Annotated in this window: 26 protein-coding genes and 1 other RNA gene; 6 read left to right on the forward strand and 21 right to left on the reverse strand. The window is 60.7% G+C overall.

From position 1 onward, the window contains the following. Positions 1-19: 19 nt before the first annotated feature. From murG to rsmI, 11 genes are all read right to left on the reverse strand, one after another. Positions 20-1,099 carry an undecaprenyldiphospho-muramoylpentapeptide beta-N-acetylglucosaminyltransferase gene (gene murG, locus BM079_RS13870; RefSeq protein WP_090135244.1) on the reverse strand — a complete coding sequence of 360 codons (1,080 nt, stop codon included), beginning with the start codon at positions 1,097-1,099 and terminating at the stop codon, positions 20-22. Next, positions 1,096-2,274 carry a putative lipid II flippase FtsW gene (ftsW, locus tag BM079_RS13875; protein WP_090135246.1) on the reverse strand — a complete coding sequence of 393 codons (1,179 nt, stop codon included), beginning with the start codon at positions 2,272-2,274 and terminating at the stop codon, positions 1,096-1,098. The genes murG and ftsW overlap by 4 nt, the downstream gene beginning before the upstream one ends. Continuing rightward, positions 2,271-3,632: a UDP-N-acetylmuramoyl-L-alanine--D-glutamate ligase gene (murD, locus tag BM079_RS13880; RefSeq protein ID WP_090135248.1), complete on the reverse strand. Its 1,362-nt coding sequence runs from the start codon at positions 3,630-3,632 to the stop codon at positions 2,271-2,273. The genes ftsW and murD overlap by 4 nt, the downstream gene beginning before the upstream one ends. Positions 3,633-3,648: 16 nt before the next feature. Continuing rightward, entirely contained in the window at positions 3,649-4,731 is a 1,083-nt protein-coding gene (mraY, locus tag BM079_RS13885; RefSeq protein WP_090135250.1) for a phospho-N-acetylmuramoyl-pentapeptide-transferase, read from the reverse strand. Continuing rightward, positions 4,731-6,116, reverse strand: a complete 1,386-nt coding sequence (locus BM079_RS13890) for a UDP-N-acetylmuramoyl-tripeptide--D-alanyl-D-alanine ligase (RefSeq protein ID WP_090135252.1) — start codon at positions 6,114-6,116, stop codon at positions 4,731-4,733. Before BM079_RS13890 ends, mraY begins: the two co-directional genes overlap by 1 nt. After that, on the reverse strand, positions 6,109-7,581 hold the full coding sequence (locus BM079_RS13895; RefSeq protein ID WP_245743080.1) for a UDP-N-acetylmuramoyl-L-alanyl-D-glutamate--2,6-diaminopimelate ligase: 1,473 nt from the start codon (positions 7,579-7,581) through the stop codon (positions 6,109-6,111). Before BM079_RS13895 ends, BM079_RS13890 begins: the two co-directional genes overlap by 8 nt. Further along, complete coding sequence (locus BM079_RS13900; protein WP_090135256.1) at positions 7,574-9,319, reverse strand: peptidoglycan D,D-transpeptidase FtsI family protein; 1,746 nt, start codon at positions 9,317-9,319, stop codon at positions 7,574-7,576. The genes BM079_RS13895 and BM079_RS13900 overlap by 8 nt, the downstream gene beginning before the upstream one ends. Next, on the reverse strand, positions 9,316-9,648 hold the full coding sequence (ftsL, locus tag BM079_RS13905; RefSeq protein ID WP_090135258.1) for a cell division protein FtsL: 333 nt from the start codon (positions 9,646-9,648) through the stop codon (positions 9,316-9,318). Before ftsL ends, BM079_RS13900 begins: the two co-directional genes overlap by 4 nt. A gap of 5 nt (positions 9,649-9,653) precedes the next feature. Further along, positions 9,654-10,613: a 16S rRNA (cytosine(1402)-N(4))-methyltransferase RsmH gene (gene rsmH / locus BM079_RS13910; RefSeq protein ID WP_090135260.1), complete on the reverse strand. Its 960-nt coding sequence runs from the start codon at positions 10,611-10,613 to the stop codon at positions 9,654-9,656. Between the two features lie 31 nt (positions 10,614-10,644). Next, an RNA gene (gene rnpB / locus BM079_RS13915) (RNase P RNA component class A) lies at positions 10,645-11,010 on the reverse strand. Positions 11,011-11,104: 94 nt separating this feature from the next. After that, entirely contained in the window at positions 11,105-11,971 is an 867-nt protein-coding gene (gene rsmI, locus BM079_RS13920; RefSeq protein WP_090135261.1) for a 16S rRNA (cytidine(1402)-2'-O)-methyltransferase, read from the reverse strand. A 165-nt stretch (positions 11,972-12,136) separates the two neighbouring features. Between rsmI and BM079_RS13925 the strand changes: the two genes are divergently transcribed. The 4 genes from BM079_RS13925 (at position 12,137) to BM079_RS13940 (ending at position 15,469) form a co-directional block, all read left to right on the forward strand. Beyond that, entirely contained in the window at positions 12,137-13,867 is a 1,731-nt protein-coding gene (locus BM079_RS13925; RefSeq protein WP_090135263.1) for a penicillin-binding protein activator, read from the forward strand. A gap of 6 nt (positions 13,868-13,873) precedes the next feature. Beyond that, on the forward strand, positions 13,874-14,248 hold the full coding sequence (locus BM079_RS13930) for a YraN family protein (protein WP_090135265.1): 375 nt from the start codon (positions 13,874-13,876) through the stop codon (positions 14,246-14,248). A 68-nt stretch (positions 14,249-14,316) separates the two neighbouring features. Beyond that, positions 14,317-14,910 (forward strand): phosphoheptose isomerase, encoded by a 594-nt coding sequence (locus BM079_RS13935; RefSeq protein ID WP_090135267.1) that lies wholly within the window; start codon positions 14,317-14,319, stop codon positions 14,908-14,910. Continuing rightward, a complete protein-coding gene (locus tag BM079_RS13940) occupies positions 14,903-15,469 on the forward strand; it encodes a BON domain-containing protein (RefSeq protein ID WP_090135269.1) in 567 nt (188 codons plus the stop codon). The genes BM079_RS13935 and BM079_RS13940 overlap by 8 nt, the downstream gene beginning before the upstream one ends. Before the next feature lie 93 nt (positions 15,470-15,562). Here BM079_RS13940 and BM079_RS13945 read toward each other — a convergent pair whose 3' ends face one another. The 5 genes from BM079_RS13945 to zapE all read right to left on the reverse strand — a co-directional run bounded on the left by BM079_RS13945 (position 15,563) and on the right by zapE (position 19,076). Continuing rightward, positions 15,563-16,048, reverse strand: a complete 486-nt coding sequence (locus tag BM079_RS13945) for a ClpXP protease specificity-enhancing factor (RefSeq protein WP_090135271.1) — start codon at positions 16,046-16,048, stop codon at positions 15,563-15,565. 96 nt (positions 16,049-16,144) lie between these two features. After that, positions 16,145-16,774, reverse strand: a complete 630-nt coding sequence (gene sspA, locus BM079_RS13950; RefSeq protein ID WP_090135273.1) for a stringent starvation protein SspA — start codon at positions 16,772-16,774, stop codon at positions 16,145-16,147. Positions 16,775-16,935: 161 nt separating this feature from the next. Continuing rightward, positions 16,936-17,328 (reverse strand): 30S ribosomal protein S9, encoded by a 393-nt coding sequence (gene rpsI, locus BM079_RS13955; RefSeq protein ID WP_090135275.1) that lies wholly within the window; start codon positions 17,326-17,328, stop codon positions 16,936-16,938. A 13-nt stretch (positions 17,329-17,341) separates the two neighbouring features. Beyond that, the gene (gene rplM / locus BM079_RS13960; RefSeq protein WP_086623117.1) at positions 17,342-17,770 is read right to left on the reverse strand and encodes a 50S ribosomal protein L13; all 429 of its coding nucleotides are present in this window, start codon (positions 17,768-17,770) and stop codon (positions 17,342-17,344) included. Positions 17,771-17,921: 151 nt separating this feature from the next. Next, positions 17,922-19,076, reverse strand: coding sequence for a cell division protein ZapE (gene zapE / locus BM079_RS13965; protein ID WP_090135277.1), 1,155 nt, complete (start codon positions 19,074-19,076; stop codon positions 17,922-17,924). Positions 19,077-19,283: 207 nt separating this feature from the next. Here zapE and BM079_RS13970 point away from each other — a divergent pair, with 207 nt between their 5' ends. Further along, positions 19,284-19,733: a YhcB family protein gene (locus BM079_RS13970; protein WP_175489712.1), complete on the forward strand. Its 450-nt coding sequence runs from the start codon at positions 19,284-19,286 to the stop codon at positions 19,731-19,733. A 32-nt stretch (positions 19,734-19,765) separates the two neighbouring features. On the opposite strand, the gene BM079_RS13975 is transcribed toward BM079_RS13970, so the two are convergent. Then, positions 19,766-20,521, reverse strand: a complete 756-nt coding sequence (locus BM079_RS13975) for a Nif3-like dinuclear metal center hexameric protein (RefSeq protein ID WP_090135282.1) — start codon at positions 20,519-20,521, stop codon at positions 19,766-19,768. Positions 20,522-20,717: 196 nt separating this feature from the next. On the opposite strand from BM079_RS13975, the gene BM079_RS13980 reads away from it, so the two are divergent. Then, entirely contained in the window at positions 20,718-21,956 is a 1,239-nt protein-coding gene (locus tag BM079_RS13980; RefSeq protein WP_090135284.1) for a Do family serine endopeptidase, read from the forward strand. Between the two features lie 38 nt (positions 21,957-21,994). Here the strand turns inward: BM079_RS13980 and hisD are convergent, their stop codons facing one another. From hisD to BM079_RS14000, 4 genes are all read right to left on the reverse strand, one after another. After that, positions 21,995-23,305, reverse strand: coding sequence for a histidinol dehydrogenase (gene hisD / locus BM079_RS13985; RefSeq protein WP_090135286.1), 1,311 nt, complete (start codon positions 23,303-23,305; stop codon positions 21,995-21,997). A 109-nt stretch (positions 23,306-23,414) separates the two neighbouring features. Further along, positions 23,415-24,071, reverse strand: coding sequence for an ATP phosphoribosyltransferase (gene hisG / locus BM079_RS13990; RefSeq protein WP_090135289.1), 657 nt, complete (start codon positions 24,069-24,071; stop codon positions 23,415-23,417). 53 nt (positions 24,072-24,124) lie between these two features. Next, entirely contained in the window at positions 24,125-25,384 is a 1,260-nt protein-coding gene (murA, locus tag BM079_RS13995) for a UDP-N-acetylglucosamine 1-carboxyvinyltransferase (RefSeq protein ID WP_090135291.1), read from the reverse strand. 20 nt (positions 25,385-25,404) lie between these two features. Next, on the reverse strand, positions 25,405-25,662 hold the full coding sequence (locus BM079_RS14000) for a BolA family protein (RefSeq protein ID WP_090135293.1): 258 nt from the start codon (positions 25,660-25,662) through the stop codon (positions 25,405-25,407). Positions 25,663-25,779 lie beyond the last annotated feature (117 nt).

Below are 25,779 nucleotides of genomic sequence, written 5' to 3' on the forward strand. Positions count from 1 at the left end.
GCTGCGTGCCTGCACCTGATTACTCAAAACCTGTCTCCATACAGCCCTGAACCATGATGTCGGTCGCCTCCAGCTGCGCCACGCTTCTGGCACGCTGCCCCATTTCCAGCAGTTGATGCGCGTCCAGCAATTCACCGAGCCTGTCGCTCAATACCTGCACACTCATCTGTGACTGCGAAATCAGCTGCGCCGCACCGGCCTGGACCAGATAGTTTGCATTGATGGTCTGATGGTCATCCACCGCGTGTGGAAAAGGCACCAGAAGCGATGCTCTGCCCGCTGCTGCCAGTTCAGTCACGGTCAGCGCACCGCTGCGACAGACCACCAGATCAGCCCATTCGTAGGCCTGTGCCATATCGCCAATAAAATCGGAGACGTTCGCCTCGACGCCGGCCTCCTGATAGGCCTCAATGGTGGCGGCTTCCTTGTGTCGTCCGGCCTGATGGCGCACTTCAGGTCGAACGTCGGCAGCCATCAAACCAAGAGCTGCCGGAACACGCTCGTTGAGCACCTGTGCCCCCAGTGACCCACCAACCACCAGCAACCTGAGCGGACGCCCTGACAGCATTTCAAGGTCACGCGGCGTTTCGCCGATAGAGGCAATCTCCGCGCGTACCGGATTGCCGATCACGACCGGATTCCTTGCCGCATCAAAAGCGTTCGGGAAGGCGGCATAAACGCGACGGGCCAGATAGGCCAGCGCCTTGTTGGTCATTCCCGGCAACGCATTCTGTTCATGAATGATCAGCGGCTTTTTCATTGACCAGGCGGCAAGCCCGCCGGGACCGCTGGCAAAGCCGCCCAGACCGACCACCAGCGAGACCTCCAGCGATCTGATGATCCGCCGCGCCTGCGCCACTGCCATCCAGAGCCGCCACGGCGCTTTCAGCCAGCCGAGCGCACCGTTGCCCCGCAGCCCGACAATCGAGACGTGATGCAGGGGAATGCCCGCCTCGGGGACCAATGTATTTTCAATACCGCGTGGTGTGCCCAGCCAGTGCACCTCGATGCCTCTTGCCTGCAGCGCGCGTGCCAGCGACAGCGCCGGGACAACGTGCCCGCCTGTGCCGCCAGCCATGATCAGTACCCTTTTGCTCATGCGGGCACCTCGGACGCCGTACTGCGAGCGCGCTTGCGTGTGGCCCGTCGTCGTCCCCTGTTTTCGCCGTCCACACGCAGCAGCAGTCCCACCATGGCACCGCTGATCATCAGACTCGACCCGCCATAGCTCAGAAGCGGCAGCGTCAATCCCTTGGTCGGCAGCAGACCGGCGTTGACCGCCACATTGATAAAGGATTGCGAGGCGAAAATGATACCGATGCCATAGCAGACATAAGCTGCGAAAAGATGGCCGCTCTCCTCGGCGTTGCGTCCGATGCGAAAGCAGCGATACACCAGAATGGCAAAAAGTCCGACTGCCCCGACGGCGCCCAGCATGCCGAGCTCTTCGGCCAGCACCGAAAAGACGAAGTCGGTATGCGCCTCGGGCAGATAAAAGAGTTTCTGCACACTGTTGCCCAGTCCCAGACCGCTCCAGCCGCCTCGACCGAAAGCGATCAATGCCTGAGTAAGCTGATAGCCCGAACCGTACTGGTTAGCCCAAGGGTCAAGAAAGCTGGCAATACGGGCCAGACGATAGGGTTCCGATATCGCCACGAAGGCGCCAAGTGTCACCACACCACCGGTCAGCAGCACAAAGCGCCAGAGCGATGCCCCGGCCAGTAGCAGTACGCCCATGGTGGCGGCCAGCATCACGACCGCAGCACCGTAGTCCGGCTCCAGAATCAGCAGGATGCCCAGCGAAAAGGTCAGCATCAAGGGCGCCATGAAGCCCCACCAGCTGCGGCGCAGGCGCGTCAGATGCCGCTCGGTATAGCCGGCGACATAAATGATCAGGCAGAACTTGGCGACCTCGGAGGCCTGCAGGTTGATGGGACCAAGGTGAATCCAGCGGCGGCTGCCGTTGACCTCTCTTCCCACGATCAACACGGCGGCCAGCAAAATGGCTGCCACCAGCAACAGGGTGGGCCCATTGGCCCGCCACCACACCGAGGGAATACGCATCACGAAAAGCGCAATACTTATGGACGCCAGCACAAAAATGCCGTGACGAATGCTGTAGTACCAAGGATTACCGGTCTGACTGCTGGCGATCTCCGTGGATGCGGACGTCACCATGATCCAGCCGATGACCATCAGGGTAATGGCCGAGAGCACCAGCCAGCCATCGATGGCATGGCGCTCGGTGGAAAAACGTTCTGCCAGAGGTTTCATGAATGAGACTGCCACTGTTTGAGCCACGCGCAGAAGGCTTCACCGCGCGCTTCAAAGTTATCGAACTGATCGAGACTGGCGCAGGCCGGAGACAGCAGTACAGCATCGCCCGGCAGTGCCACGCCCATCGCATGTTGCATGGCCTGTTCAAGCGTGTCCACGACCACCACCGTGACGGCATCACCCAGTGCGCGTGCCAGCAGCTCGCGATCGCGGCCGTAAACCACCACGGTACGCGCATGACGGGCCAGCGGATCGGCCAGCGGCGTAAAGTCGGCCCCCTTCCCCACACCGCCCGCCAAAAGGATCAGTCGTCCGGTCAGCGTGACGCCGATGCCCTCGATGGCGGCAAGCGTTGCCCCCACGTTGGTCCCTTTGGAGTCGTTGATCCAGGTCACGCCATTAATATCGGCGACCCGCTGCGCTCGATGCGCCAGTCCCGTAAAGCGCGCCACCGTGCTGATCATGGCATCAAACGGCCAGCCTGCCTCATGCCCCACCGCCAGTGCGGCCAGAACGTTCAAAAGATTGTGCTGTCCCGGCATCAGAACATCGCGCGCGGCCATGACCGCTTGTTCGCCATTGACGAGCCAGAGCACGTCATCTCGCTCGGCAAGGCCCCAGGCCTGATCGCCATCCGGATAGTCGCTGCCAAAGGAGACCAGGCGCGGCCTATGCGCCATATTTTGCGGCATTGTGGCAGGATCATCGCGATTAATGACGGCAACGCCGGCACCGTTGAAAATCTGCTGCTTGGCACGGGCATATCCGGCCATGCCATCATGCCGGTCCAGATGGTCACTGCTGAGGTTAAGATAGACAGCAATGTCGCCACCCAGCTGCGGCGTCGTTTCCAGCTGAAAGGAAGAGAGCTCAAGCACAAAGCATTCGGCCGTCGGATGTTGTGACAGAAGCGTCAGTGCCGGTGTTCCGAGATTGCCTCCCACGGCCACATCGATGTCACAGGCCCGGGCCATGTCCCCTACCAGGGTGGTCACCGTTGACTTGGCATTGGAGCCGGTAATGGCGATCAGCATGGGACGCTGCGGCAACTCACCGAGCGCCTCGACAAACAGCGCCGTTTCGCCCACCACCTCGATACCGGCCAACCCTGGCGTTCGAATGTCCACGCCGGGGCTGACAATGACCCGTCCGGCGGACTGGAGATCGAGCGCCTGCAGATCGCCGCAGTGCACCTCAACGCCCGGAAAGCGACGCCTGAACTCGTCAAGACCGGCCGGCTGTGCGCGAGTATCGGCCATGATGAAGGCCTCGCCCCGGCGCGTCAGATGCTCGGCGATCGCCAGGCCGGAACGACCCAGCCCGACAACCACGCTATGGTGTGACCCGATCAACATGTCAGTCGCCGCCCTGTCAGCGAATTTTCAGAGTGGCCAGGCCCAGCAGAACCAGCACCACGGTAATGATCCAGAAACGGATAATGACGCGCGGTTCGGGCCACCCCTTCAACTCGAAGTGGTGATGCAGCGGCGCCATGCGAAAGATGCGTCGACCGGTCAGCTTGAACGAAGCCACCTGAAGAATGACCGAGACCGTCTCCATGACAAAAACGCCGCCCATGATGAACAGCACGATCTCCTGACGAACGGCCACGGCCACCATACCCAGTGCCGCCCCGAGCGCCAGCGCTCCAACATCGCCCATGAAGACCTGAGCGGGATAGGTGTTGAACCAGAGAAATCCCAGACCCGCGCCGATGATGGTGCCGCAGAACACCGCCATTTCACCGGCACCCGGTACCGAGGGAATATGCAGATATTCGGCAAACATGGCATTACCGCTGGCATAGGCAAATACGCCGAGCCCCATCGCTACCAGTACGGTCGGCATGATCGCCAGCCCATCCAGACCGTCGGTCAGATTGACGGCGTTGGAGCTGCCCACGATGACCAGATAGGTCAGCAGGATAAAAAACGGACCGAGCTGAATCACGATGCTTTTGAAAAACGGCACGATCAGGCTGGTCTCGACCGGCGAAGCCGAGGTGACATACAGCGCCACGGCCACGGTCAGGCCGATCACCGACTGCCACAGATACTTCCATCTGGCCGGCAGCCCGCGTGGATTTTTTTCGACCACCTTGCGATAGTCATCGACCCAGCCAATGGCGCCGAATCCCAGCGTCACCAGCAGCACCAGCCAGACATAATGGTTGCCAAGATCGGCCCATAGCAGCGTGGAGATCGCAATCGACAGAAGGATCATGACGCCGCCCATGGTGGGCGTGCCCGCCTTGGACAGGTGTGACTGCGGGCCATCATCGCGAATGGCCTGGCCGATCTGACCGGCCACCAGCCGGCGAATGACCCAAGGTCCGATGATCAGTGAGATCAAAAGTGCTGTCAGTGTGGCCAGAATCATGCGCAGGGTCAGATACCCGAATACGCTGAAGCTGGTTTGAATGGAGGAAAGCAGTTCGGCAAGAAAGAGCAACATTATGAGTCATCACCTGAAGATTCTGATCGAAGAGCGTTGACCAGACGGTCCATCCCGGCGCTGAGGGATCCCTTGATCAATACGCTGGCATCCGATGGCAGGGCGTGTCGGGCAAAATCGATCATTGCGTTCCAGTCCTCGAAATGGCGTCCGCGCGCGCCTGCAGCCGTTGAGATGGCTCTGGCAGGCTCGCCGATGGTAATCACCCGATCAATATCGAGATCGTGCGCATACTGACCCAGCGCCTCATGTGCACGTGCGCTGTAATCACCCAGTTCCCCCATGGCCCCCAGAAAGCACCAGCGCGGCCCCGGGCGCTGCACCAGCGTATCCAGAGAGGCCCGCATGGCACCGGGGTTGGCGTTGTAGCTGTCATCGATCAGCGTGGTATTGCGAATGCCCTCGACCATCACCATCCGGCGGGCCACGCCCTCGGCACCATTCAGACCAGCCAGGATGTGAACCGGCTCACAGCCCATGGCGTGCGCCACGGCCGCTGCCCCCAGGGCATTCATGACGTTATGACGCCCCATCAATGGCAGAGCAACCTGACCCAGCGCAGCGCCATCGATGGTAAGCGTAAAGTGGTAAAAACCCTCATCGCTGACCATATCGAGCGCCTGCACGCGCGCCGGTACGTCGACGCCGAAATCGAGTATCTCGTGTCTTGAAGCCAGTGATGACCAGACCGGGTAAAACCGATCGTTGCGGTTGAGCACCGCCACACCCTCGGGTGACAACCCCGTCAGAAGCTCTGCCTTGGCCTGAGCAATATGCCCGGCGCTGCCGAACTCGCCGATGTGGGCGTCAGTCACGTTATTGATCAGTACCACATCCGGACAGGCCAGTGACGCCGTCCAGGCGATTTCGCCGGTGTGATTGGCCCCGGCCTCGATCACGGCCTGACGACAGCGATCATCAAGCTGCAAAAGCGTCAGCGGCACACCGATGTCGTTGTTGAGATTGCCACGGGTAGCATGTGTTGGCGCACTGCGCGACAGGATCGCCTCGCACAGGGCACGCACAGTGGTTTTTCCGCTGTTGCCCGTAATGGCCGCCAGACGCCCCTTCCAGCCAAGACGGTGATGACGCGCCAGCAGTCCGAGTGCCAGGCGTGTATCCGCCACGATCAGCTGTGCGATATCGGCCTCGGCCGGGGTATCAACGATGGCGGCAATAGCGCCTCTCTCATGGGCTATCTCGAGAAAGTCATGACCATTAAAGCGCTCGCCTCGAAGCGCCAGAAACACATCTCCCGCCTGCAGGCTGCGCGTATCGGTGACGATCCGACAAGAAGGGGCACGCCTGAACGCACCCTGCCCATCGACGATGGCATCGTCGGTCAGACGCAGTGCCTTGATGATCTGCTCCGGCGTATTACTCATGCCAGTGTGCCTCCAGTGCCAGAGACGCCACATCCGTGTCGCTGAACGGATGACGCACGCCTTGAATCTCCTGGTAGTCTTCATGCCCCTTGCCAGCCAGCAGGATAACGTCGTCTGCACCCGCACTGGCCACGACATCGGCAATGGCGCGCGCACGTCCGGCCACTTCTCGAACGTGCGCCCCTTCAGGCATCTCGGACATGACCATGCGCCGAATTTCTTCCGGCGGCTCACTGCGGGGGTTGTCGTCTGTCACCAAGACTTCATCCGCCAACAGTGCCGCCACACCGCCCATCAGGGGACGCTTGCCGGTATCCCGGTCCCCACCACAGCCCAGTACACACCAGAGCCGGCCCGGCACATGCTCACGCAGGGCCAACAGCGCGTTGCGAAGCGCATCAGGGGTATGGGCATAATCCACCACCACCGCGGGCGCACCGGAACGTGCCAGCAGCTGCATCCGACCAGGCACGGGCGCGAGTTGTTCAGCAGCCTTGATCAGCGTCTCCAGTGGGCTACCAAGCCCGTAAAGGGTCGCGATAGCCAGCAGGACATTGTCCAGATTGAAACGCCCCATCAGCGAAAGCCGCAGCATCCGCTCGCCCTCCGGCGTCACAATGGTAGCCTCAAGCCCGGTACGTTTCGCCCGCCAGCGACGCACCTGAAAGTCGTGGCTGTCCTCGCTGCCCACTTTCAGAACCCGGACATTACCGTGTGCTCCTGCCAGCATCAGGCGGGCCAGCGCGTCGTCGGCGTTGACCACGGCAAGCTCGAGCTCGGGACGCTGAAAGAGACGGGCCTTGGCAGCGGCGTAGGCCGCCATGCCAGGATGATAGTCCAGGTGGTCGCGGCTCAGATTGGTGAAGACTGCCGCCCTGATTCGACAACCGCTCAAACGGTGCTGATCCAGCGCGTGCGAGGACGCCTCGAGCGCCACACGCTCGGCACCCGACAGGGCCAGCTCACGCAGGCGCTGCTGCAATGAAATGGCATCCGGTGTGGTCAGTCCGGCGTGATCGAGCCTGCCGGGGCGACCGCTGCCCAGCGTCCCGATCATGCCGGCCGGGGTTGCCAGTGCCTCACTGAGCGAGGCGATATAATGCGTTACCGAACTCTTGCCGTTGGTGCCGGTCACGGCGATCTGCTCAAGCGAATCCGGCACGCCCATGACCAGCGCTGCCAGCTTGCCGAGTCGTTCTGACAGATGCTCCAGCACCAGAAGATCGTCTGCGCTTTCCTGCCAGGGAGCGGCCACCAACGACAGCGCAGCCCCCCGGTCACGCGCCTGATCGATATACCGACGACCGTCGACGCTTGTGCCGGGCAGCGCGACAAAGACATCGCCGGGTTGAACATGGCGTGAATCCAGCACCAGTCTCGCGCTGACCGGCAGATGCACAGCGCCGGCGTCGGGCCACAGCCGTGCAATGGCCTCGGCCACGGTACAAATCGGCAAATCAGGCACCTGGCGACTCCTTGCTCTGATCGTCGGGAGGAACATCCAGCAGGCGCAGCGCGTTGCCGGCCACTCTGGAGAAGATGGGCGCTGCGACCAGACCGCCGTAATACTCCTTGCCCTTCGGGTTATCAATCGAGATGACCGTCACAATGCGCGGATTGCTCGCCGGCGCAATGCCCACGAAATTGGAGCGATAGGCTTCCTTCTGATAGCCGGTGTTGCCGATCTTGCGTACCGTACCGGTCTTGCCGGCCACCCGATAGCCGTCCAGCGCGGCCCGCGTGCCACCACCGCCCGGCTCGACAACGGTCTCCATCATCTTGATCAGCTCGTGAGAGGTCTTTGATGACATGACGCGATGACCTTCGGGCGGTTTGTTGAGCTTGAGCAGCGAGGGCGGCAGCTGCTTGCCGTCATTGGTAATGGCCGTGTAGGCGCTGGCCAGCTGTACCGCATTGACCGACAGGCCGTAGCCGTAGGAAAGCGTGGCCCGCTTGGCCCTGGACCAGCTGAACGGCGAAGGCAGACTGCCGGTGGCTTCGCCCGGAAAACCAAGCCCGGTAGGGTGACCCAGCTTCATCGAGTCATAGACGTTCCAGATCGCATCATCCGGCAGCGACAGCGCCATGTGAGTCATGCCGATATTGGAGGAGTGGGTAATCACGCCGGTCATGTCCAGCTTGCCGAAATTGCGGGTGTCCTTGATGGTGTATCCATCCACCATCATCCAGCCGGGGCTGGTATCCATGGGCGTATCCGGAGTGAACTTGCCCGACTCGAGCCCCGCACTCATGGCCAGCGGCTTCATGACCGAACCGGGCTCGAAGGCATCGGTGAGCGAGCGGTTGCGCAATCCCGCCGGATCCACGCTGGTACGATTGTTGGGGTTATAGGATGGCAGGCTGACCATGGCCAGCACTTCACCCGTGTGGGCATCCATCATCACCAGCGTGCCGCTGTCGGCATTATGCTCGTTAACGGCAGCCTTGAGTTCGCGATAGGCCAGATACTGCAGGCGCAGATTGACCGAGAGGGTCACGTCTCCGCCCGGATGAGCCTCGCGGATCATGTGCAGATCGCGTACCAGCTGCCCCTTGCGGTCCTGCAGCACCCGGCGCTGCCCCGGACGACCGGACAGATAGCGATCAAAGGCAAGCTCAAGCCCTTCCTGACCGTGATCGTCGATATTGGTCATGCCCACCAGCTGCGAGGTGACCTCACCGGCCGGATAATAGCGCTTGTATTCATGTCGCCCGTGTACACCGGGGATATCAAGCGCCAGTACCTTCGCCGCCGGCTCGGGCGTCACGCGACGCTTGAGATACATGAACTCCTTGTCACGATAGCTCTTGACTCGTGTCATGAAATCAGCCGGACGCTCATCCAGCGCTTTTGCCAGGCGAGTCAGCTGTACCGGATCCTCGGGGAGATCCTGCGGATTGGCCCATAGCGTCACAACCGGCGTGGAAACTGCCAGCGGCTCGCCATCGCGGTCGGTAATCATGCCGCGGTGGGCATCAATGCTCTGCACCCGGATGGTTCTGGAGTCTCCCTGCCCCTGAAGGAACTGATGATCAAATACCTGCAGGTAAACGATTCGCCCTACCAGCACCGCCATGGCCATGAAGATAATGGCCAGTACAAACCGATAGCGCCAGATCGGCATCGACGCGACATGACTGGCCGCCGTCTCGTTGCCGTACATGCGTGCATTGCGCCCGACTCGACGTGGTTGTTCGCTCATGGCCGCATGACTCTGGTGTGGTGAACGTCCGGCACATGCATCTCGAGGCGATCACGGGCCAGATTTTCAATACGTGAGGGGGTGGACCAGGTGCTCTCTTCCAGCAGCAGACGGCTCCACACCGTCTGAAGCTGATCGTGCTGGCGCTCCATGGTCTGCAGCCGCGCATACTGGGAGCGCGTGTGATAGGCCGTGCTGATAACGCCCAGCGCCGAAAGAATCATCAGGACCAGAAGCACCACAATGACGCCATGCATGAATCCCAGACGAAGGCGAAAGGGCCACTGCCAGTGTCCGCGCGACGATGATCCCGAGGTGCGCTCAACCATGGTGCCTAGCTCTCCTGACCCAGCTTTCTTGCCACGCGCATGACCGCGCTGCGGGCGCGAACATTGAGACCGGTTTCCTGCTCACCGGGGCGGATCGCCTTGCCAATGGGCGCCATGTCGCGGCGAATCTGATCCTCCCGCAGCGGCATATTGCGCGGCAGATGCTGATCGCCGCGAGATTTGTCGCGAATGAAGCGCTTGACCAGACGATCCTCCAGAGAATGGAAGCTGATCACCACCAGACGACCGTCCGGCGCCAGCGCCTCGAGTGCGGCATCAAGGGCCCGCTCGAGCTGACCCAGCTCGTCGTTCAGATGGATGCGGATGGCCTGGAAGGCACGAGTTGCGGGATGGCGCCCCTTCTCCCACGCCGGATGGGCCGTTTTTAAAATCTCGGCCAGCTCCACGGTCCGCGTGATGGGGTTTTCCTTTCGCCGTTCGACCACGGCGCGCGCCAGACGTTTGGCAAAGCGCTCCTCGCCCAGACGCTTGAAAACGTCGGCGATCTCACGCTCCGGCGTTTCGGCGACCCACTGGGCCGCGCTGATACCGGCATCAGGGTCCATGCGCATGTCCAGCGGGCCATCACGCATGAAGCTGAAGCCACGATCGGCATCATCCAGCTGAGGAGAAGAAACACCGACATCCAGCAAAATGCCGGAGAGCCTGCCATGGACACCCTGCTGATGAGCCACTTCACCCAGGTCAGCGAAGGTGGCACGGGTCATGCAAAAGCGCGGATCGTTGATAATGGAGGCAGCAGCCAGCGCATCGGGGTCACGATCGATGGCAAAAAGGCGGCCCCGGTCGTCCAGGCGGTCAAGAATGGCGCGGGAGTGCCCGCCACGTCCGAAGGTACCATCGAGATAGAGGCCATCCGGTCGCTGAACGAGGGCATCGACGGCACCCTCAAGCAGGACGCTTTCATGCTTGTGGTCTTGCCGGATACCTGGGGTCTGATTCATGAAGGCTCAAGGAATGTTTCAAGGAAAAACAGGGGGGAGTCGGCCTGTAAGCCGGGTTCTGTCGAGAACAGTCATTCCTCTAGGACGTTCGTCACCGAACGCCTCAAGCAACCTACCCGAACCCGACGCGGGCCACGCCAATGGGTTCCTATTCGGTCTTGCTCCGGATGGGGTTTACCGTGCCACGACCTGTTACCAGGCGTGCGGTGCGCTCTTACCGCACCCTTTCACCCTTGCCGTCGGCATCAAGCGTATTGATGCCGCTTGGGCGGTCTACTCTCTGCTGCACTTTCCGTCGGCTCACGCCGCCCAGGGGTTACCTGGCATCCTGCCCTGTGGAGCCCGGACTTTCCTCCCCCGAACCCGAAGGTTCGGCGGCGACTGTCCGGCCGACTCCCAAGCGCGCAAGAATATCAGTGCCGAACCCCGCCTCCAAGCGCGTTAACCATTTTTATCGTCCTGACCGGCGATCCGTGACGCCCTGACAACAATTATTTACGAACATCGCCATCCTTGAGCGTCTGGGCGCGCTGATACCAGTCTCCCTTGCGCCCACCCAGAAGCCGCGCTGCCACACCGGCCGCCTGTTTGACCCCGACGCCCTCTTCCAGAAGCGAGGACAAAAGCTGATCGCCGTCGACCTGGCCGCTGTCGGCAAGCTCTTTCGGCGGCGGTGGCGCCAGCATGACCACGAACTCCCCTCTCATCTGGTCGGCATCGTCGGCCATGCGCTCGAGCAGGCTGCGCGCCGAGCCCTGCAAAAAGGTTTCAAAAGTCTTGGTCAGCTCGCGCGCGATGACCACATGGCGCTCACCGCAGACGGTTTCGATGTCTTCAAGAAGCTGACGAATGCGATGGGGCGACTCATACAGGACCAGCGTGACCGGCAAATCAACGACATCGCTCAGGCGCTGGCGCCGCCCGGCACCCTTTGCCGGCAGAAAGCCTTCAAACAGAAAGCGCTCGGTCGGCAGCCCGGCCGCGCTCAATGCCGCAATCAATGCGCTGGGCCCCGGCACGGGAATGATGGTGTAATCCGCCGAGCGCAGCGCCTGCACCAGGCGATAGCCCGGATCCGAAATCAGGGGCGTACCGGCGTCACTGATCAGGGCCACCTGCTGGCCGGCATCCAGTGCCTGCCGGATGCGCTCGATGCGCGAGGTTTCGTTGTGCTCATGGAGAGAGATCAGCGGCACACGCACACCAATGTGATCGAGCAGACGCACGCTGTGACGCGTGTCCTCCGCCGCAATCAGATCGGCCTGTGCCAGGGTATCCATGGCACGTCTGGAAAGGTCATCGAGGTTACCAATCGGTGTGGCAACCACGTACAATGCGCCCTTGCTAAAACTATTCATGTCATCACACTACACTGGTTCGGACGCGTCATTGCTTTCGAATTGGCCTGTGTCATGATCAAAATCGCTACAGGCCCGACTGGAGCTGCATGTTACGCCGTGCAGCTCATGGACGCCACGCCGTGGCGCCATCACGGAGACCGGCAAGAAAAGGAAATGCCAGGCATGCGAACATCTCTTACCAGACTGGCCGGTGCGGCCATGGTGGCACTGACACTGGCAGGCTGTGCCGGCACATCGGGCATGATCGACCGCTTCGGCGGCCAGTCCTCCGACGATCTCCTGCGTCAGGCCCAGCAGCAACAGGGCAGTGAAGCCGCCGCCACACGCCTTCAGGCGGCCGAACTGCTACAGCGTCAGGGCAACAACGAGCGCGCTCTGGAAGTCGCCGGAAACATTGACCGCTCGGTCCTGCCTTCCGACCAGCAGCTTCAATGGGCACTTCTGACCTCGCGCGCCGCGATGGAACTGCAGGATGCGCAGACCGTGCTGGACGCCACGGCCATCGTGAACAGCAATGTGGCACTGCCGGACAGTGAGAGAAACACGCTGCTTGAGCGGCGCGGCCTGGCACTGGCCATGAACAACGAGCCCTTCGAGGCAGCCAGTCTTCTGACCGCCCTTCAGGAGCGCACGGACAATACGCAGCTCAACGACACTATCTGGCGTCAGCTCAACCGTCTCGACCCGGGTCAGCTTGATCAGCTCGCCACACAGGGCCGCGTTGCGGCTGGCTGGGTCGAACTGGCACGACTGCAGCGTCAGCAGGGCGCCAACATCGGCGCCCTGACCGATGCCATCAGCCGCTGGCAGTCCAGCAATTCAAGCCATCCGGCATCGCGCCGCCTGCCCAGCGATCTCACCGCGCTGGACGAGATCCGGGATCAGGAGATCCATAAAATCGCCGTCTTTCTGCCCCAGAGCGGCCCGCTGGAATCGATTGCCACGGCGGTACGCGAAGGCATCCAGACACGCGCCGATGATGTCCGCAGCCAGGGCGGTCAGGTGCCGGAGCTGGCCTTTTACGATACGGCCGGTCAGGACATCGAGAGCCTCTATGCGCGAGCCACCATGGAGGGCGCCCAGGCCGTGATCGGACCGCTCAGCAAGGAGCAGGTCTCGCAGCTGGAAACCCGAGATCAGGTCACCCTGCCGACGCTGGCGCTCAACTATGGCACTCACGATCGCAACAGTGCCCGCAATCTGTTCCAGTATGGTCTGTCTGCCGAGGACGAAGCCCGCCAGGCCGCACAGCGTGCGCAGCTTGATGGCCATCACAGTGCCGGCGTCATGGTGCCCAACAACGAATGGGGCAGCCGCGTACTGAGTGCCTTCCAGCAGCAATGGCAGCAGGAGGGTGGCGATCTGGTCAGCGTTCAGAACTATGACCCGTCGGCGTCCGCTACTTCGGCGGTCAAATCGGTGCTCCACAACGGCCGCGGCCGACCCGACATGCTGTTTTTGCTCGCACTGCCCGGCTACGCCCGCCAGGTGCCGCCGACTCTGGATTACTATGACGCAGCGAATCTGCCCATCTATGCGACCTCGCATGCCTATGAAGGCTCGCCACAGCCCAGAATGGATCATGACCTTGACGACGTGATGTTCGTGGATATTCCCTGGCTGATCCCCGAAGCCGCTGCCGGCGGCAGCGATGCCCTGCCCTTTGAGTCTACCCGCGAGCGTCTCATGCAGGATGACCAACCGGCACTGATCAAGCTGCATGCCATGGGCGTGGACGCCTTTGAACTGGCGCGGCGTTTGCCGGTCATGCGTGCCATTGGCGGTTTCGAGCTGTACGGGGCCACCGGTCGACTGACGCCGGCCCAGGATGGTCGGGTGGTGCGAACCCTGCCCTGGGCGATATTCCGTAACGGCCAGCCGACGCTGCCCTGACCCAGCATGGCACTGCGTCCCTTCAGCAATCGCCAGCGCGGTCACGACATCGAGTCGCTGACCGCGCGGTGGCTGGAGCGACAGGGTCTGTGCACCATCGCCCGCAACCATCATATCCGGGGCGGCGAAACCGATCTCATCATGCGCGATGGCGATACTCTGGTGTTTGTGGAAGTTCGCTATCGCGCCAGCACGTCTCACGGCTCTCCACTTGAAACCATTACGCCTGCCAAGCAGCGAAAGCTGATCCGCGCAGCGCGTTTTTATCTGCTCGACAAGCGGTTATCATGCCCCTGCCGCTTTGACGCGGTCGGAGTTACGGGCGAGCCTCCCGAGGGCCTGCACTTTGAATGGATCAAAAGCGCCTTTGACGCTTTCTGATTTTCTGGTGAGGCAGCGGGAATACGACGCCATTGACCACCTGAGCCATTGACCATCTGAAGAGTGCCATGGACTTTCAATCACGCATCATCGATCACTTCAACGCCAGCATCGACGTCAAGACCTGGTCGAGCGAGGTTCTCCCCCCCTTCATCGAAGCGGCCAGCCAGATCATGGTCCAGAGCCTGATCAACGACGGCAAGATCCTGACATGCGGCAATGGTGGCAGCGCCGGCGACGCTCAGCACTTCTCCTCCGAGCTGCTCAACCGCTTTGAGCGTGAGCGTCCGAGCCTGCCGGCACTGGCCTTGACCACCGACTCCTCGACCATCACCTCGATTGCCAATGACTACAGCTACAACGACGTCTTTTCCAAGCAGATTCGAGCGCTGGGCCAGCCCGGAGACGTTCTGCTGGCCATCTCGACCAGCGGCAATTCTGCCAACGTTATCCAGGCCATTCAGGCAGCGCACGATCGTGAAATGATCGTTGTCGCCCTGACCGGTCGCGACGGCGGCAACATGGCCTCCCTTTTAGGCCAGGAAGACTGTGAAATTCGCGTACCGGCCACCGTGACGGCCCGCATTCAGGAAGTCCATCTGCTGGCCATCCACTGTCTCTGCGACCTGATCGATCATCAACTCTTTGGCAGCAATGAATAAGCGCACGCTTCCCCGACTGGCCGGCGTACTGCTGCTTGGCGCAGCGCTTGGCATCAGTGGCTGCAGCACCATTACCGGCAGCAGCGGTTATGGCACCCGCACCAGCTACGCCATCGAGCAGGATACCCGGATCGCGCGTGCGCTCTGGGACAGCATCCGCACCGATGAGAGTCTTGATGGCACCCACATCAATGTGGACGTGTACAACGGCTTTGTGCTCCTGACAGGCCAGGCGGGTAGCGATGCCCAGAAATCACGGGCAGGCGAGCTGGCCAAAAACCTTCACGGCGTTCGCCATCTGAGCAATGAGCTGAGTATTGGCCCCAACAGCTCGACCCAGCAGCGTCTGCAGGACACCTGGATTACCTCACGCGTCAAGACACGTCTGACGACCAGCAATCATATCGACAGTGACCGCATCAGGGTGCTGACCGAGAACGGTACGGTGTATCTGATGGGACTGGTTCGTTACAGCGAGGCGGACTATCTCGTCCGGCTGGTATCACAGACCAGCGGCGTTGACCGTATCGTCAAGGCGTTCGAATACCTCAACGGCTAACACCTGCAGATCATTCGGCCCCCTGAGCCGACATAAAAAACGAACCCGCCATCAAGGCGGGTTCGTTACATTGATACGACTTGATCCAGTCATCTACTTGATGACCTTCAGGGACGGGCGACCCTTGCGTGGACGATCGTTGTCGTCGTCATCGTCGTGATCCTCGCCGGCGTCTTCGTCCGTTCTAGCCACTGCGCCCAGATGTGAATCGCGCTCGTCGGCATCCTCACTGTCGGGCTCGGCCACGTCCGAGGCATCATCCGGCATGACCGGCTCCTGACCAAACACCATCCCCACGCCGTTTTCACGTGCATAGATGGCAATGATCGCATCAATCGGCAGCTCGACAGTCATGGGCTGACCGCCAAAACGCGCGTTGAACGCCACCATGTCGTTTTCCATGAAAAGTTCCCGTACGGCACCCGGTCCGATATTGAGAACAATCTGGCCGTTCTGTATGAACTGTTCCGGTACCACGACGCCCGTACGTTCGGCATCGACAACGACATAGGGCGTGCAGTCGTTGTCCAGCAGCCACTGATACAACGCACGAATCAGATAGGGACGGCTGGAATGCATGTTTTTACCTCACTGAAGAACGCATCGAATTATCAGACCCTGCGCATCAATCAGTCGTTTTGCTGCAGATGGCGTGCACCTGCAGCAATCAGCGCATCAGGTACGAAGCTCGCGCTCCGACTCGAGAAGCGACGCCCTGAAGGCATCCCGCGCGAACAGCCTTTCCATATAGCCCATCAGCGGCTTGACCTGCTGTTCGGGCAGCTCGACGCCCAGCGCCGGTAGACGCCAGAGGATGGGGGCCAGACAGCAATCCACCAGCGAAAACTCTTCGCTCATGAAAAACGGAATGTCTTCAAAGATCGGACTGATACCAATCAGGCTTTCACGCAACTCCTTGCGTGCCTGCTCGACTTCCTTTTTAGAACCCGGCGACTGAATGCGCTCCACCATCGGGCACCATTCACGCTCGATGCGATGCATCCACAGCCGGCTCTGGGCTCGCGCGACAGGATAGACCGGCAACAGCGGCGGATGCGGAAAACGCTCATCCAGATACTCCATCATGACCTTGGACTCATAAAGAACAAGGTCACGATCGATCAGGGTCGGCACGCTGTTATAGGGATTGAGATCGGTCAGTTCTGCCGGCTGATGCGCATCGTTGACTTCGATGATGTCAACGGAAATCCCCTTCTCGGCCAGCACGATCCTGACGCGATGGCTGTAATGGTCGTCACTGCCGGTATAAAACGTCATTGACGATCGTTTGGCCACAACACCCATAGAAAGTCCTCACTTTAATGACGAGCTGGATGATAACACGGGAGCACGCACCCGGGTTGTCCGATTGGCAACCGCAGGGATGCAGCTGACATGACAATTGCCCTGCAGACACAAAAACGCCCGGGGAAACACCCGGGCGTCCTGAGACATGACGTCGAAGCTTAACGCTTGGAGAACTGGGGACGACGACGTGCCTTGCGCAGACCCACCTTCTTGCGCTCGACCATACGCGCATCACGCGTGACGTAGCCGGCGCTGCGCAGCGGTGCGCGCAGTTCTTCGTTGTATTCCATCAGGGCACGAGTGATGCCGTGACGAATGGCGCCTGCCTGTGCAGAGCCGCCGCCACCCTGAACGGTGACGTAGATATCGAACTGGTTGGTCAGCTCGGTCAGCTCGAGCGGCTGGCGAACCACCATCTGTGCGGTAACGCGGCCAAAGTATTCGTTGAGCTCACGCTTGTTGACCGTGATCCTGCCACTGCCCGGACGCAGAAAAACGCGTGCGGTAGAGGTCTTGCGGCGGCCTGTGCCGTAGTACTGCTGCTGTGCCATGGGAAATGTTCCTTTAGAGATTCAGTGCCTGGGGTTGCTGCGCTGCGTGGGGATGCTCACCACCGGCATAAACCTTGAGCTTGGAATACATGGCGCGACCCAGCGGACCCTTGGGCAGCATTCCCTTGACAGCGATTTCGATAACGCGCTCCGGCGCATGATCGATCATCTGCTCGAAGTTCATCGAGCGCAGGCCGCCCGGGTAACCGGTGTGGCGATAATACTGCTTGGCAAAGGACTTCTTGCCGGTCACACGGACCTTCTCGGCGTTGACGACGACGATGTAATCGCCGGTATCAACGTGAGGTGTATATTCGGGCTTGTGCTTGCCACGCAGGCGGCGAGCGATTTCGGTAGCCAGTCGACCCAGAGTCTTGTCTTCCGCGTCGATGACATACCAGTCGCGCTGCACGGACTGCGGTTTGGCGCTGAACGTCTTCATGTGTGAATCACCATGGTTGTGGCGAGAGCATGGCTTCTGCCCTGCCAATCCCTATTTTTCTTGGTTGTTGCCCCTGCAGGCAGACACAACAACGATAAGCGAGCGCGCATTGTACAGAGCCGGCGCCCGCCGAACAAGGGGATAATCACATTCAGGGCTTGTGCGTCAACGCCAGATACTCACTGGATTGCATCTCCTGCAGACGCGACACCGTTCGCTCGAATTCAAACGCAAGTTCGCCGCCGCTGTAGAGCGATTCAGGCTCGGCATCTGCCGACATGACCAGCTTGACGGCGCGGTCATAAAACTCATCGACCATGTTGATAAAACGTCGTGCCTGGTCCTCGATGGCCGCACCCATGACCGGCACGTTGGAGATCAGAACGCTGTGGTACTGCCTTGAAAGCTCAATGTAGTCATTCTGACTGCGCGGGCCGTCACACAGCGTCTTGAAGTCGAACCAGACCACCCCTTCATGGCAGCGCCGGGCCTGAAGCGCTCGACCGTTAATGCGTAGCGTCTCTTCTTCTCCCGGTGCTCCCGCCAGATGTACAAAGCTCTCCTGCAGGGCCTCATCGGCGCCGTCATCGGCCGGCGTATGAAACACCTCTTCGCGGGTCAGAGTGCGCATTCGATAATCGATGCCCGCATCGACATTGACCACTTCACAGTGACGGTTGAGCAGATCGATGGCCGGCAGAAACCGGTCGCGCTGCAGACCGTTCTTGTAGAGCTCATCCGGTACGATATTGGACGTGGTCACGAGCACCACGCCCTGAGCAAAAAGTGCATCGAGCAGATTACCCAGGATCATGGCATCGGTAATGTCCTTGACAAAGAACTCGTCAAGACAGATGACCCGGGCTTCACCGGCAAGCTTTGCCGCCACCAGCGTCAACGGATTCTTCTGTCCCTTGTGAGCTTCCAGCTCCCTGTGCACACGCTGCATGAAACGATGAAAGTGCGTACGCATCTTGTCATCAAAGGGCAGGCTGTCATGAAAGGTGTCGACCAGCCATGTCTTGCCTCGCCCCACGCCGCCCCAGAAATAAAGCCCCTTGATGTCCGGCTCGGCAGGCGCCGTGGGCGCTGATGACGCGCTCTTTTTGCCGAAAAAACCCGACATTTTCGACTTGAGTCCGCTGTCTGATGCGGTGGTGGTCGACGGGGTCGGACGCGGCCGACTCGTCAGCGCTTCATAAAGACGCTGCAGGTGCTCGACCGCCTTTTCCTGAGAGCTGTCGTACTGAAAACCTTCACGTTCAAGATCCTGACGGTACTGCTGACGCGGGGAAAGTCTGGACATGTGATCTGGTGCCTTGCAGAAAATCGGGTACCCATGAGTGTACAGCGTGACAGGACATGATTCGTCCTGCCGGCGTGATTTATCAGCGCTGATACACAAGATTATGTCGCGAGTGAATTGACCCAGACAACACGACGCCTTCTATAATGGCCTATCTCATGGTCACGCCGGTCGTGCGTGCAATCAGTATCGAATAGGGGAATATTGGTGAACGAAGGCAATATCGACTGGGTAGTCGCCATTGTGGCACTGCTGGCAGGCATCGCTATCGGCGCGCTGATCCGTCACTTCTCGGGCAACCGGCGGGCCACCAGCCAGAAACTCAAGCAGCGACTCGCCGAAACCGAGCTCGAACTCAAGGAGCTGCGGGAAAACGTGAACACGCATTTTGCCGATATCACGACACTGGCGCGCAACCTCACCCGTCAGAGCGAAGAGCTTCAAAACCGGCTTGATACCGACGCCAGCACTCTGGCCAGCGACCCGGCCCTCAAGCGCCGCCGTCAGGTCGATGCAGTGGATGAAAGCGAAGAAGACCCGTCCTCGCTTCATGCGCCTCGCGACTACGCCGACACCAATGGCACTCTGGGCGAAGGTTACGGCCTGCATCCGAAACAGGACAGCGACAGCACACAGCCGCAACCGCCCAGATATTGATTCAACCGGGGCTGCCGGTACGCCGGCAGCTGCTATACCGGGTTATCGATATCGACAAAGCGATGTTCGACACCATGGCGCTGCGCCAGCCAGTCACCCAGGGCGCGGATACCGTCACGTTCGGTGGCATGATGACCGGCCGCATAGTAGGTGATGCCCATCTCGCGCGCCAGATGTGTGGTGCGCTCTGATATCTCACCAGAAACAAACGCATCCATGCCCGCTTCCGCGGCCTGAATGATCATGTCCTGCGCACCGCCGGTACACCAGGCAATACTGCGAACGGGACGATCATGACCGGAAACCATCAGCGGCTGACGCTCCAGACGCTCGCCAAACCGCTCGGCCAGCGCCTGCTGTGAACACTCTGCCATCTCGCCGTAGTACAAAAGTCCCTGCCCCATCTCGCCGTCGAGAACACCCTGTACCTGCCAGTCCATGCGATCGGCCAGCAACGCATTGTTGCCAAGCGTGGCATGAGCATCCAGCGGCAGATGCCAGGCCACCAGATTGATGCCATGCGCCAGAAGCGTGGCGATGCGACGCTGTTTCATGCCCGTGATGGCCACCGACTCGTTTTTCCAGAAATAACCATGGTGTACCAGCACCATATCAGCCTGCCAGGCCACGGCCTCGTTCAGCAGCGCCTGACTGGCCGTCACGCCAGTCATGACCCGACGTACCCGGTCGCCACCCTCTACCTGCAGACCGTTGACGGTAAAGTCCTTGAAACGCTCCGGCGTCAACAGCGTGTGCATGTCGTCCATCAGCAGCTTGCGCGCAACCATGTTGCTCTCCTGTTCATCGATTGCTGAAAGTACCGTCGTCGTATCGGACATTGCCGACACCTCGGTGATAAACTCGCCCACTCTTACAGGACATTGTGATCGGCAGGCAACAGAGCGATACGCTTTGGTTGCCTGCCGTATCCAGACACTTTGCAAGTCTGCAGCCCCGGGCTGCCTGTTTCAAAAGGATGTTGTGATGCGCCGACTCCTAGTGCCGCTGATCTGGCCTGTCGTCTGCGGTGTGCTGCTGGCGCTGGTATTGCTGGATCACATGCCGCAGATCATTGACGGCGGCGACCAGCCGGCCGGCAATGGCGTCTCCAATCAGGCGGCGCCCTCGCCAACCACACCCCGGACATCAACGCCGCCGGTGCAGCGCACGCCCCCCGTCACCCGTGACGCCACCCCGTTACAGCGCGGCCCCGGAACGGCAAGTTACTCCGATGCCGTGCAGCGGGCAGCGCCTGCCGTGGTCAATGTCTATTCGTCACGTCTGGTCGAGCGCGATCACCACCCGCTGATGTCGGATCCCTTTTTTGAACAGTTCTTTGGCAACAGTCAGTCGGGGCGGCGGCGCATGCTTTCGAGCCTCGGCTCGGGCGTCATCGTTAGCGCCGAAGGCTACATCCTGACCAACAACCACGTCATCAGCGGCGCTGATCAGGTACAGGTGGCACTGCGGGATGGTCGCGAAACCCTGGCCACCGTTATCGGCACCGATCCGGAAACGGATCTGGCCGTCCTCAAGATCGATCTGGACAATCTTCCGGTCATCGATCTGGCCGATGCCACCAATACCCGCGTTGGCGATATCGCTCTGGCCATCGGCAATCCCTTTGGCGTGGGCCAGACCGTCACCATGGGCATCATCAGCGCTACCGGCCGCAACCATCTGGGTCTTAATGCCTACGAAGATTTCATCCAGACAGATGCCGCCATTAATCCGGGCAACTCGGGCGGGGCGCTGGTCAACGCTGAAGGCGCGCTGGTCGGCATCAATACGGCCATCTTCTCGCGTACCGGCGGCTCGCAGGGCATCGGTTTTGCCATTCCCACCAATCTGGCGCACGGCATCCTCAACGATCTGGTCACTCGCGGCCGAGTGGTCAGAGGCTGGCTGGGAATCGAGGCCCGGGAGGTGACCTCGAGTCTGGCATCATCACTGGACATCAATGCCCCGCGCGGGGTCGTGGTGTCGGATGTCGTGGAAGGCGGGCCGGCGGCAAAGGCCGGTATCCGGGTCGGCGACCTGATCCTGTCGATCGATGGCAAGCCATTGCTTGACGCCCAGACTGCCATGGTGGATATCGCAGAGATCGACCCCGGCAGAGAGCTGCCGATAGAGCTTTATCGCAGCGGCAAGCGCTTCAGTGTCAATGTGAGCGTCGGGGAGCGCCCCAGCCGCCCGGTGACGCCGGTTCAGCCCGAAAGCTGACCGGCCACCCGTGACGAAAGGTGCTCCGCGGAGCTGTCTTAGTCCTGGTCGATCCGGTTCTCCGCCGAGCGCGCATGTGCGGTCAGCGATTCGCCCCGTGCCAGAACGGAGGCAGTGCGGCCCAGCGTTGACGCCCCCTGTGGCGAGCACTGGATCAGTGACGAGCGCTTTTGAAAGTCGTAAACGCCCAGCGGCGAGGAAAAACGCGCCGTGCCTGATGTCGGCAGGACGTGATTGGGGCCGGCACAGTAGTCACCCAGCGCCTCGGCGGTGTAACGCCCCATGAAAATGGCGCCGGCATGACGAACCTGCTCGGCCAGTCGCTCGGGCTCGGCCACCGACAGCTCCAGATGCTCCGGCGCGATACGATTGGCAAGCGTTATGGCCTGAGCCTCGTCCTCTACCAGAATCAGGGCGCCACGACGGGCCATGGATTCACGCACGATGTCGGCACGCTCGAGCGTGGGCAGCAGGCGATCGATACTCTCCATGACTGCTTCCAGATGCTGGGCGTCCCAGCTGATCAGGATGGCCTGGGCATCTTCATCATGCTCGGCCTGTGAGAACAGGTCCATCGCCAGCCAGTCCGGATCAGTGCCACCATCGGAGACCACCAGAATTTCCGACGGCCCGGCAATCATGTCGATGCCAACCTGACCGAACACGGCGCGCTTGGCCGTGGCCACGAAGATATTGCCCGGCCCCACGATCTTGTCCACCTTCGGGATTGTCTCGGTGCCATGGGCCAGCGCCGCGACCGCCTGGGCACCACCGATGGTAAAGACGCGCGAAACACCCGCCACGTGCGCCGCCGCCAGCACCAGCTCATTAAGCACGCCATCCGGTGTCGGCACCACCATGATGATATCGTCGACGCCGGCCACGTGTGCCGGAATGACGTTCATCAAGACCGATGAGGGATAGGCCGCCTTGCCGCCGGGCACGTAGACCCCTGCCCTGTCCAGCGGTGTTACCTTCTGCCCCAGCATGGTGCCGTCGGCCTCCTGATACGACCAGGACTCGGGCTTTTGCCGCTCGTGATAGGCGCGAATGCGATCTCCTGCCACCGCCAGCGCCTGACGCTGCTCCTCCGGCAACCCCTGCCAGGCCTGTTCCAGCCGCTCGGCTGTCAGCGTCAGCGCCGACATGTCATCGACATCGAGGCGATCAAACTGACGGGTGAGATCGATCACGGCCGCATCACCGCGTCGGCGAACATCGGCAATGATGCGATCGACGCTTTGCTGAACCTCGGCGTTTGACACGCTTTCCCAGTCCAGCAGCGCCTCCAGCCGGGATTCAAAATCCGGCTGGCATGTAGAAAGTCGATGTATGCTCTGCTTGTCCATTACGCCTGAATGACTCCTTGCGGTCCGGCGCATGCCGGAGAGTATCGTGCTGCTCTGATGACGCGACGCCCTGGCGTAATCTGCTCAAGAAACCGACAACATCACGGATTCAGGAGGCCGTGTCACGCTGCTGGCGTTCGGCTACCGCCTGCCCCAGACGCTCGATCAGCGGACCAAGGCGTGCATGCTGTACGGTCATGGACGCCTTGTTGACCACCAGACGCGTACTGATGTCGGCGATCAGCTCGCGCGGTACCATACCGTTGGCTCGCAGGGTATTGCCGGTATCGACAATATCCACGATCTCGTCGGCAAGGTTCATGAGCGGCGCCAGCTCCATCGCCCCGTACAGCTTGATGACCTCGGCCTGAATGCCCAGGCCCGAATAGTAACGCCGGGCGATATTGACGAACTTGGTCGCCACACGTCGCCGCGCCCGCCCGGGCGTCACGCCTTCGATGCCGGCCGTCATCAGACGACAGCGTGAAATATCCAGATCCAGAGGTTCATAAAGCCCCTGAGCACCATGCTCGAGCAGGACATCCTTGCCGGCAACGCCGGCATCAGCCGCTCCCATCTGTACGTAGGTCGGCACGTCGACAGCGCGAAGAATGACCAGTTTGACGTTATCAAGCGTGGTATCGAACAAAAGCTTGCGGCTCTTGTCGAGCGGCTCCAGCGGCTCAATGCCGGCAGCAGCCAGCAGCGGCAGCGTCTCTTCGAGGATACGTCCCTTGGAGAGCGCCAGTATCAGCGGTTTACTCATGTGATCTTCAATGGCTGCAAAAATGAATCGACATGGCGTGCACCCGTGCCGTCCTAGCGCGGCACTCGGCGAATACGCGCCCCCATCAGCTGAAGCTTTTCCTCGATGCACTCATAGCCGCGATCGATGTGATAGATACGATCCACCACGGTTTCGCCTTCGGCCACCAGCGCTGCAATCACAAGGCTTGCCGAAGCGCGAAGGTCGGTCGCCATGACCGGTGCTCCGCTGAGGTGCTCGACGCCCCGGACCAGAGCGGTGTTGCCCTCAAGGGAGATATCCGCGCCCATGCGGTTGATTTCCTGCACATGCATGAAACGATTTTCAAAAATCGTTTCCACCACGCGGCCATTGCCTTCCGCCACGGCATTCAGGGCCACAAACTGTGCCTGCATATCGGTAGGAAAGGCCGGATAGGGGGCCGTGCGGATATTGACCGCTTTCGGTCGACGCCCGTGCATGTCCAGCGATATCCAGCCGTCACCGGTGTCGATCTCGGCGCCGGCCTCTTCGAGCTTGAGCAGCACCGCTTCCATGGTATCGGCACGAGCGTTACGCACCCGGACCCTGCCACGGGTCGCCGCGGCAGCCACCAGAAAGGTACCGGTCTCGATACGATCGGGCATGACATCATAGTGACAGCCATGCAGACGCTTGACGCCATCAATGGTGATGGTGCTGCTGCCATGACCACTGATTCTGGCGCCCATCGCAATCAGGCACTCGGCCAGATCCACGATCTCTGGTTCTCGTGCGGCGTTTTCCAGTACGGTACGCCCTTCCGCCAGCGTGGCCGCCATCAGAAGATTTTCCGTACCCGTTACTGTTACCGTATCCAGCACGATATGAGCGCCCTTGAGGCCACCATTCGTTCTGGCCCGGATATAACCGCCCTCGACCCGAATATCGGCGCCCATCGCCTGCAGACCGCGAATATGCAGATCCACCGGACGCGAGCCGATGGCACAGCCTCCGGGCAGCGACACGTCGGCGGTACCAAAATGCGCCAGCAGCGGTCCCAGCACCAGAATCGAGGCCCGCATTTTCTTGACCAGATCATAGGGCGCATGACAGTCCCGGACCCGGCCACCGAGCTGAATGCTCATCTTCTCACCCATGACGGGTTCGACACCCATACGCCCGAGCAGCTCAAGCGTAGTGGTAATGTCCTGCAGATGAGGCAGGTTGCCGATGGTGATCGGCTCATCGGCCAGCAACGTGGCGGCCAGAATGGGCAGAGCCGAGTTCTTGGCACCCGAGGTCCAGACCTCGCCGGACAGCGGTCGACCACCGCTGATAATCAGTTTATCCATTCACCAGACTTCCGTGGCAATCAGGCACGATCTGAATCGGGCGACGCCTTGGCCAACTGGGCCGGCGTCATGGTTTTAATGCTGATGGCATGCAGCGCACCGCTGGCAATCTCTTCGGAAAGCGCCGAATAGATCAGTTGCTGACGCTTGACCGGCGTCATCCCTTCAAAGACATCGCCAATGGCGGTGACCTGAAAGTTGCATCCCTCTCCCTGAACACGAAATTCACAGGACTCGACTCGCGCCTCGAGCAGGCGCTTGACTTCATCAGGCTGCATGGTGACTCCTTCACGGTTTCGTTGGTCGCCAATGGTAAATGAAAAGCACGACCCGGCGCGAACGGACAACAAAAAAAGCGGCGTCAATGAACGCCGCTTTTAAATCATGAGGCCTGC

It is taken from the genome of Kushneria avicenniae, from assembly GCF_900112585.1.
Lineage (GTDB): Bacteria > Pseudomonadota > Gammaproteobacteria > Pseudomonadales > Halomonadaceae > Kushneria > Kushneria avicenniae.

What these genes read in the sequence shown, in the direction of transcription:
- murG (WP_090135244.1), bottom strand. Translation starts at nt 1,099, where the DNA reads ATGAGCAAAAGGGTACTGATCATGGCTGGCGGCACAGGCGGGCACGTT.
- ftsW (WP_090135246.1), bottom strand. Translation starts at nt 2,274, where the DNA reads ATGAAACCTCTGGCAGAACGTTTTTCCACCGAGCGCCATGCCATCGAT.
- murD (WP_090135248.1), bottom strand. Translation starts at nt 3,632, where the DNA reads ATGTTGATCGGGTCACACCATAGCGTGGTTGTCGGGCTGGGTCGTTCC.
- mraY (WP_090135250.1), bottom strand. Translation starts at nt 4,731, where the DNA reads ATGTTGCTCTTTCTTGCCGAACTGCTTTCCTCCATTCAAACCAGCTTC.
- BM079_RS13890 (WP_090135252.1), bottom strand. Translation starts at nt 6,116, where the DNA reads ATGAGTAATACGCCGGAGCAGATCATCAAGGCACTGCGTCTGACCGAC.
- BM079_RS13900 (WP_090135256.1), bottom strand. Translation starts at nt 9,319, where the DNA reads ATGAGCGAACAACCACGTCGAGTCGGGCGCAATGCACGCATGTACGGC.
- ftsL (WP_090135258.1), bottom strand. Translation starts at nt 9,648, where the DNA reads ATGGTTGAGCGCACCTCGGGATCATCGTCGCGCGGACACTGGCAGTGG.
- rsmH (WP_090135260.1), bottom strand. Translation starts at nt 10,613, where the DNA reads ATGAATCAGACCCCAGGTATCCGGCAAGACCACAAGCATGAAAGCGTC.
- rsmI (WP_090135261.1), bottom strand. Translation starts at nt 11,971, where the DNA reads ATGAATAGTTTTAGCAAGGGCGCATTGTACGTGGTTGCCACACCGATT.
- BM079_RS13925 (WP_090135263.1), top strand. Translation starts at nt 12,137, where the DNA reads ATGCGAACATCTCTTACCAGACTGGCCGGTGCGGCCATGGTGGCACTG.
- BM079_RS13930 (WP_090135265.1), top strand. Translation starts at nt 13,874, where the DNA reads ATGGCACTGCGTCCCTTCAGCAATCGCCAGCGCGGTCACGACATCGAG.
- BM079_RS13935 (WP_090135267.1), top strand. Translation starts at nt 14,317, where the DNA reads ATGGACTTTCAATCACGCATCATCGATCACTTCAACGCCAGCATCGAC.
- BM079_RS13940 (WP_090135269.1), top strand. Translation starts at nt 14,903, where the DNA reads ATGAATAAGCGCACGCTTCCCCGACTGGCCGGCGTACTGCTGCTTGGC.
- BM079_RS13945 (WP_090135271.1), bottom strand. Translation starts at nt 16,048, where the DNA reads ATGCATTCCAGCCGTCCCTATCTGATTCGTGCGTTGTATCAGTGGCTG.
- sspA (WP_090135273.1), bottom strand. Translation starts at nt 16,774, where the DNA reads ATGGGTGTTGTGGCCAAACGATCGTCAATGACGTTTTATACCGGCAGT.
- rpsI (WP_090135275.1), bottom strand. Translation starts at nt 17,328, where the DNA reads ATGGCACAGCAGCAGTACTACGGCACAGGCCGCCGCAAGACCTCTACC.
- rplM (WP_086623117.1), bottom strand. Translation starts at nt 17,770, where the DNA reads ATGAAGACGTTCAGCGCCAAACCGCAGTCCGTGCAGCGCGACTGGTAT.
- zapE (WP_090135277.1), bottom strand. Translation starts at nt 19,076, where the DNA reads ATGTCCAGACTTTCCCCGCGTCAGCAGTACCGTCAGGATCTTGAACGT.
- BM079_RS13975 (WP_090135282.1), bottom strand. Translation starts at nt 20,521, where the DNA reads ATGGTTGCGCGCAAGCTGCTGATGGACGACATGCACACGCTGTTGACG.
- BM079_RS13980 (WP_090135284.1), top strand. Translation starts at nt 20,718, where the DNA reads ATGCGCCGACTCCTAGTGCCGCTGATCTGGCCTGTCGTCTGCGGTGTG.
- hisD (WP_090135286.1), bottom strand. Translation starts at nt 23,305, where the DNA reads ATGGACAAGCAGAGCATACATCGACTTTCTACATGCCAGCCGGATTTT.
- hisG (WP_090135289.1), bottom strand. Translation starts at nt 24,071, where the DNA reads ATGAGTAAACCGCTGATACTGGCGCTCTCCAAGGGACGTATCCTCGAA.
- murA (WP_090135291.1), bottom strand. Translation starts at nt 25,384, where the DNA reads ATGGATAAACTGATTATCAGCGGTGGTCGACCGCTGTCCGGCGAGGTC.
- BM079_RS14000 (WP_090135293.1), bottom strand. Translation starts at nt 25,662, where the DNA reads ATGCAGCCTGATGAAGTCAAGCGCCTGCTCGAGGCGCGAGTCGAGTCC.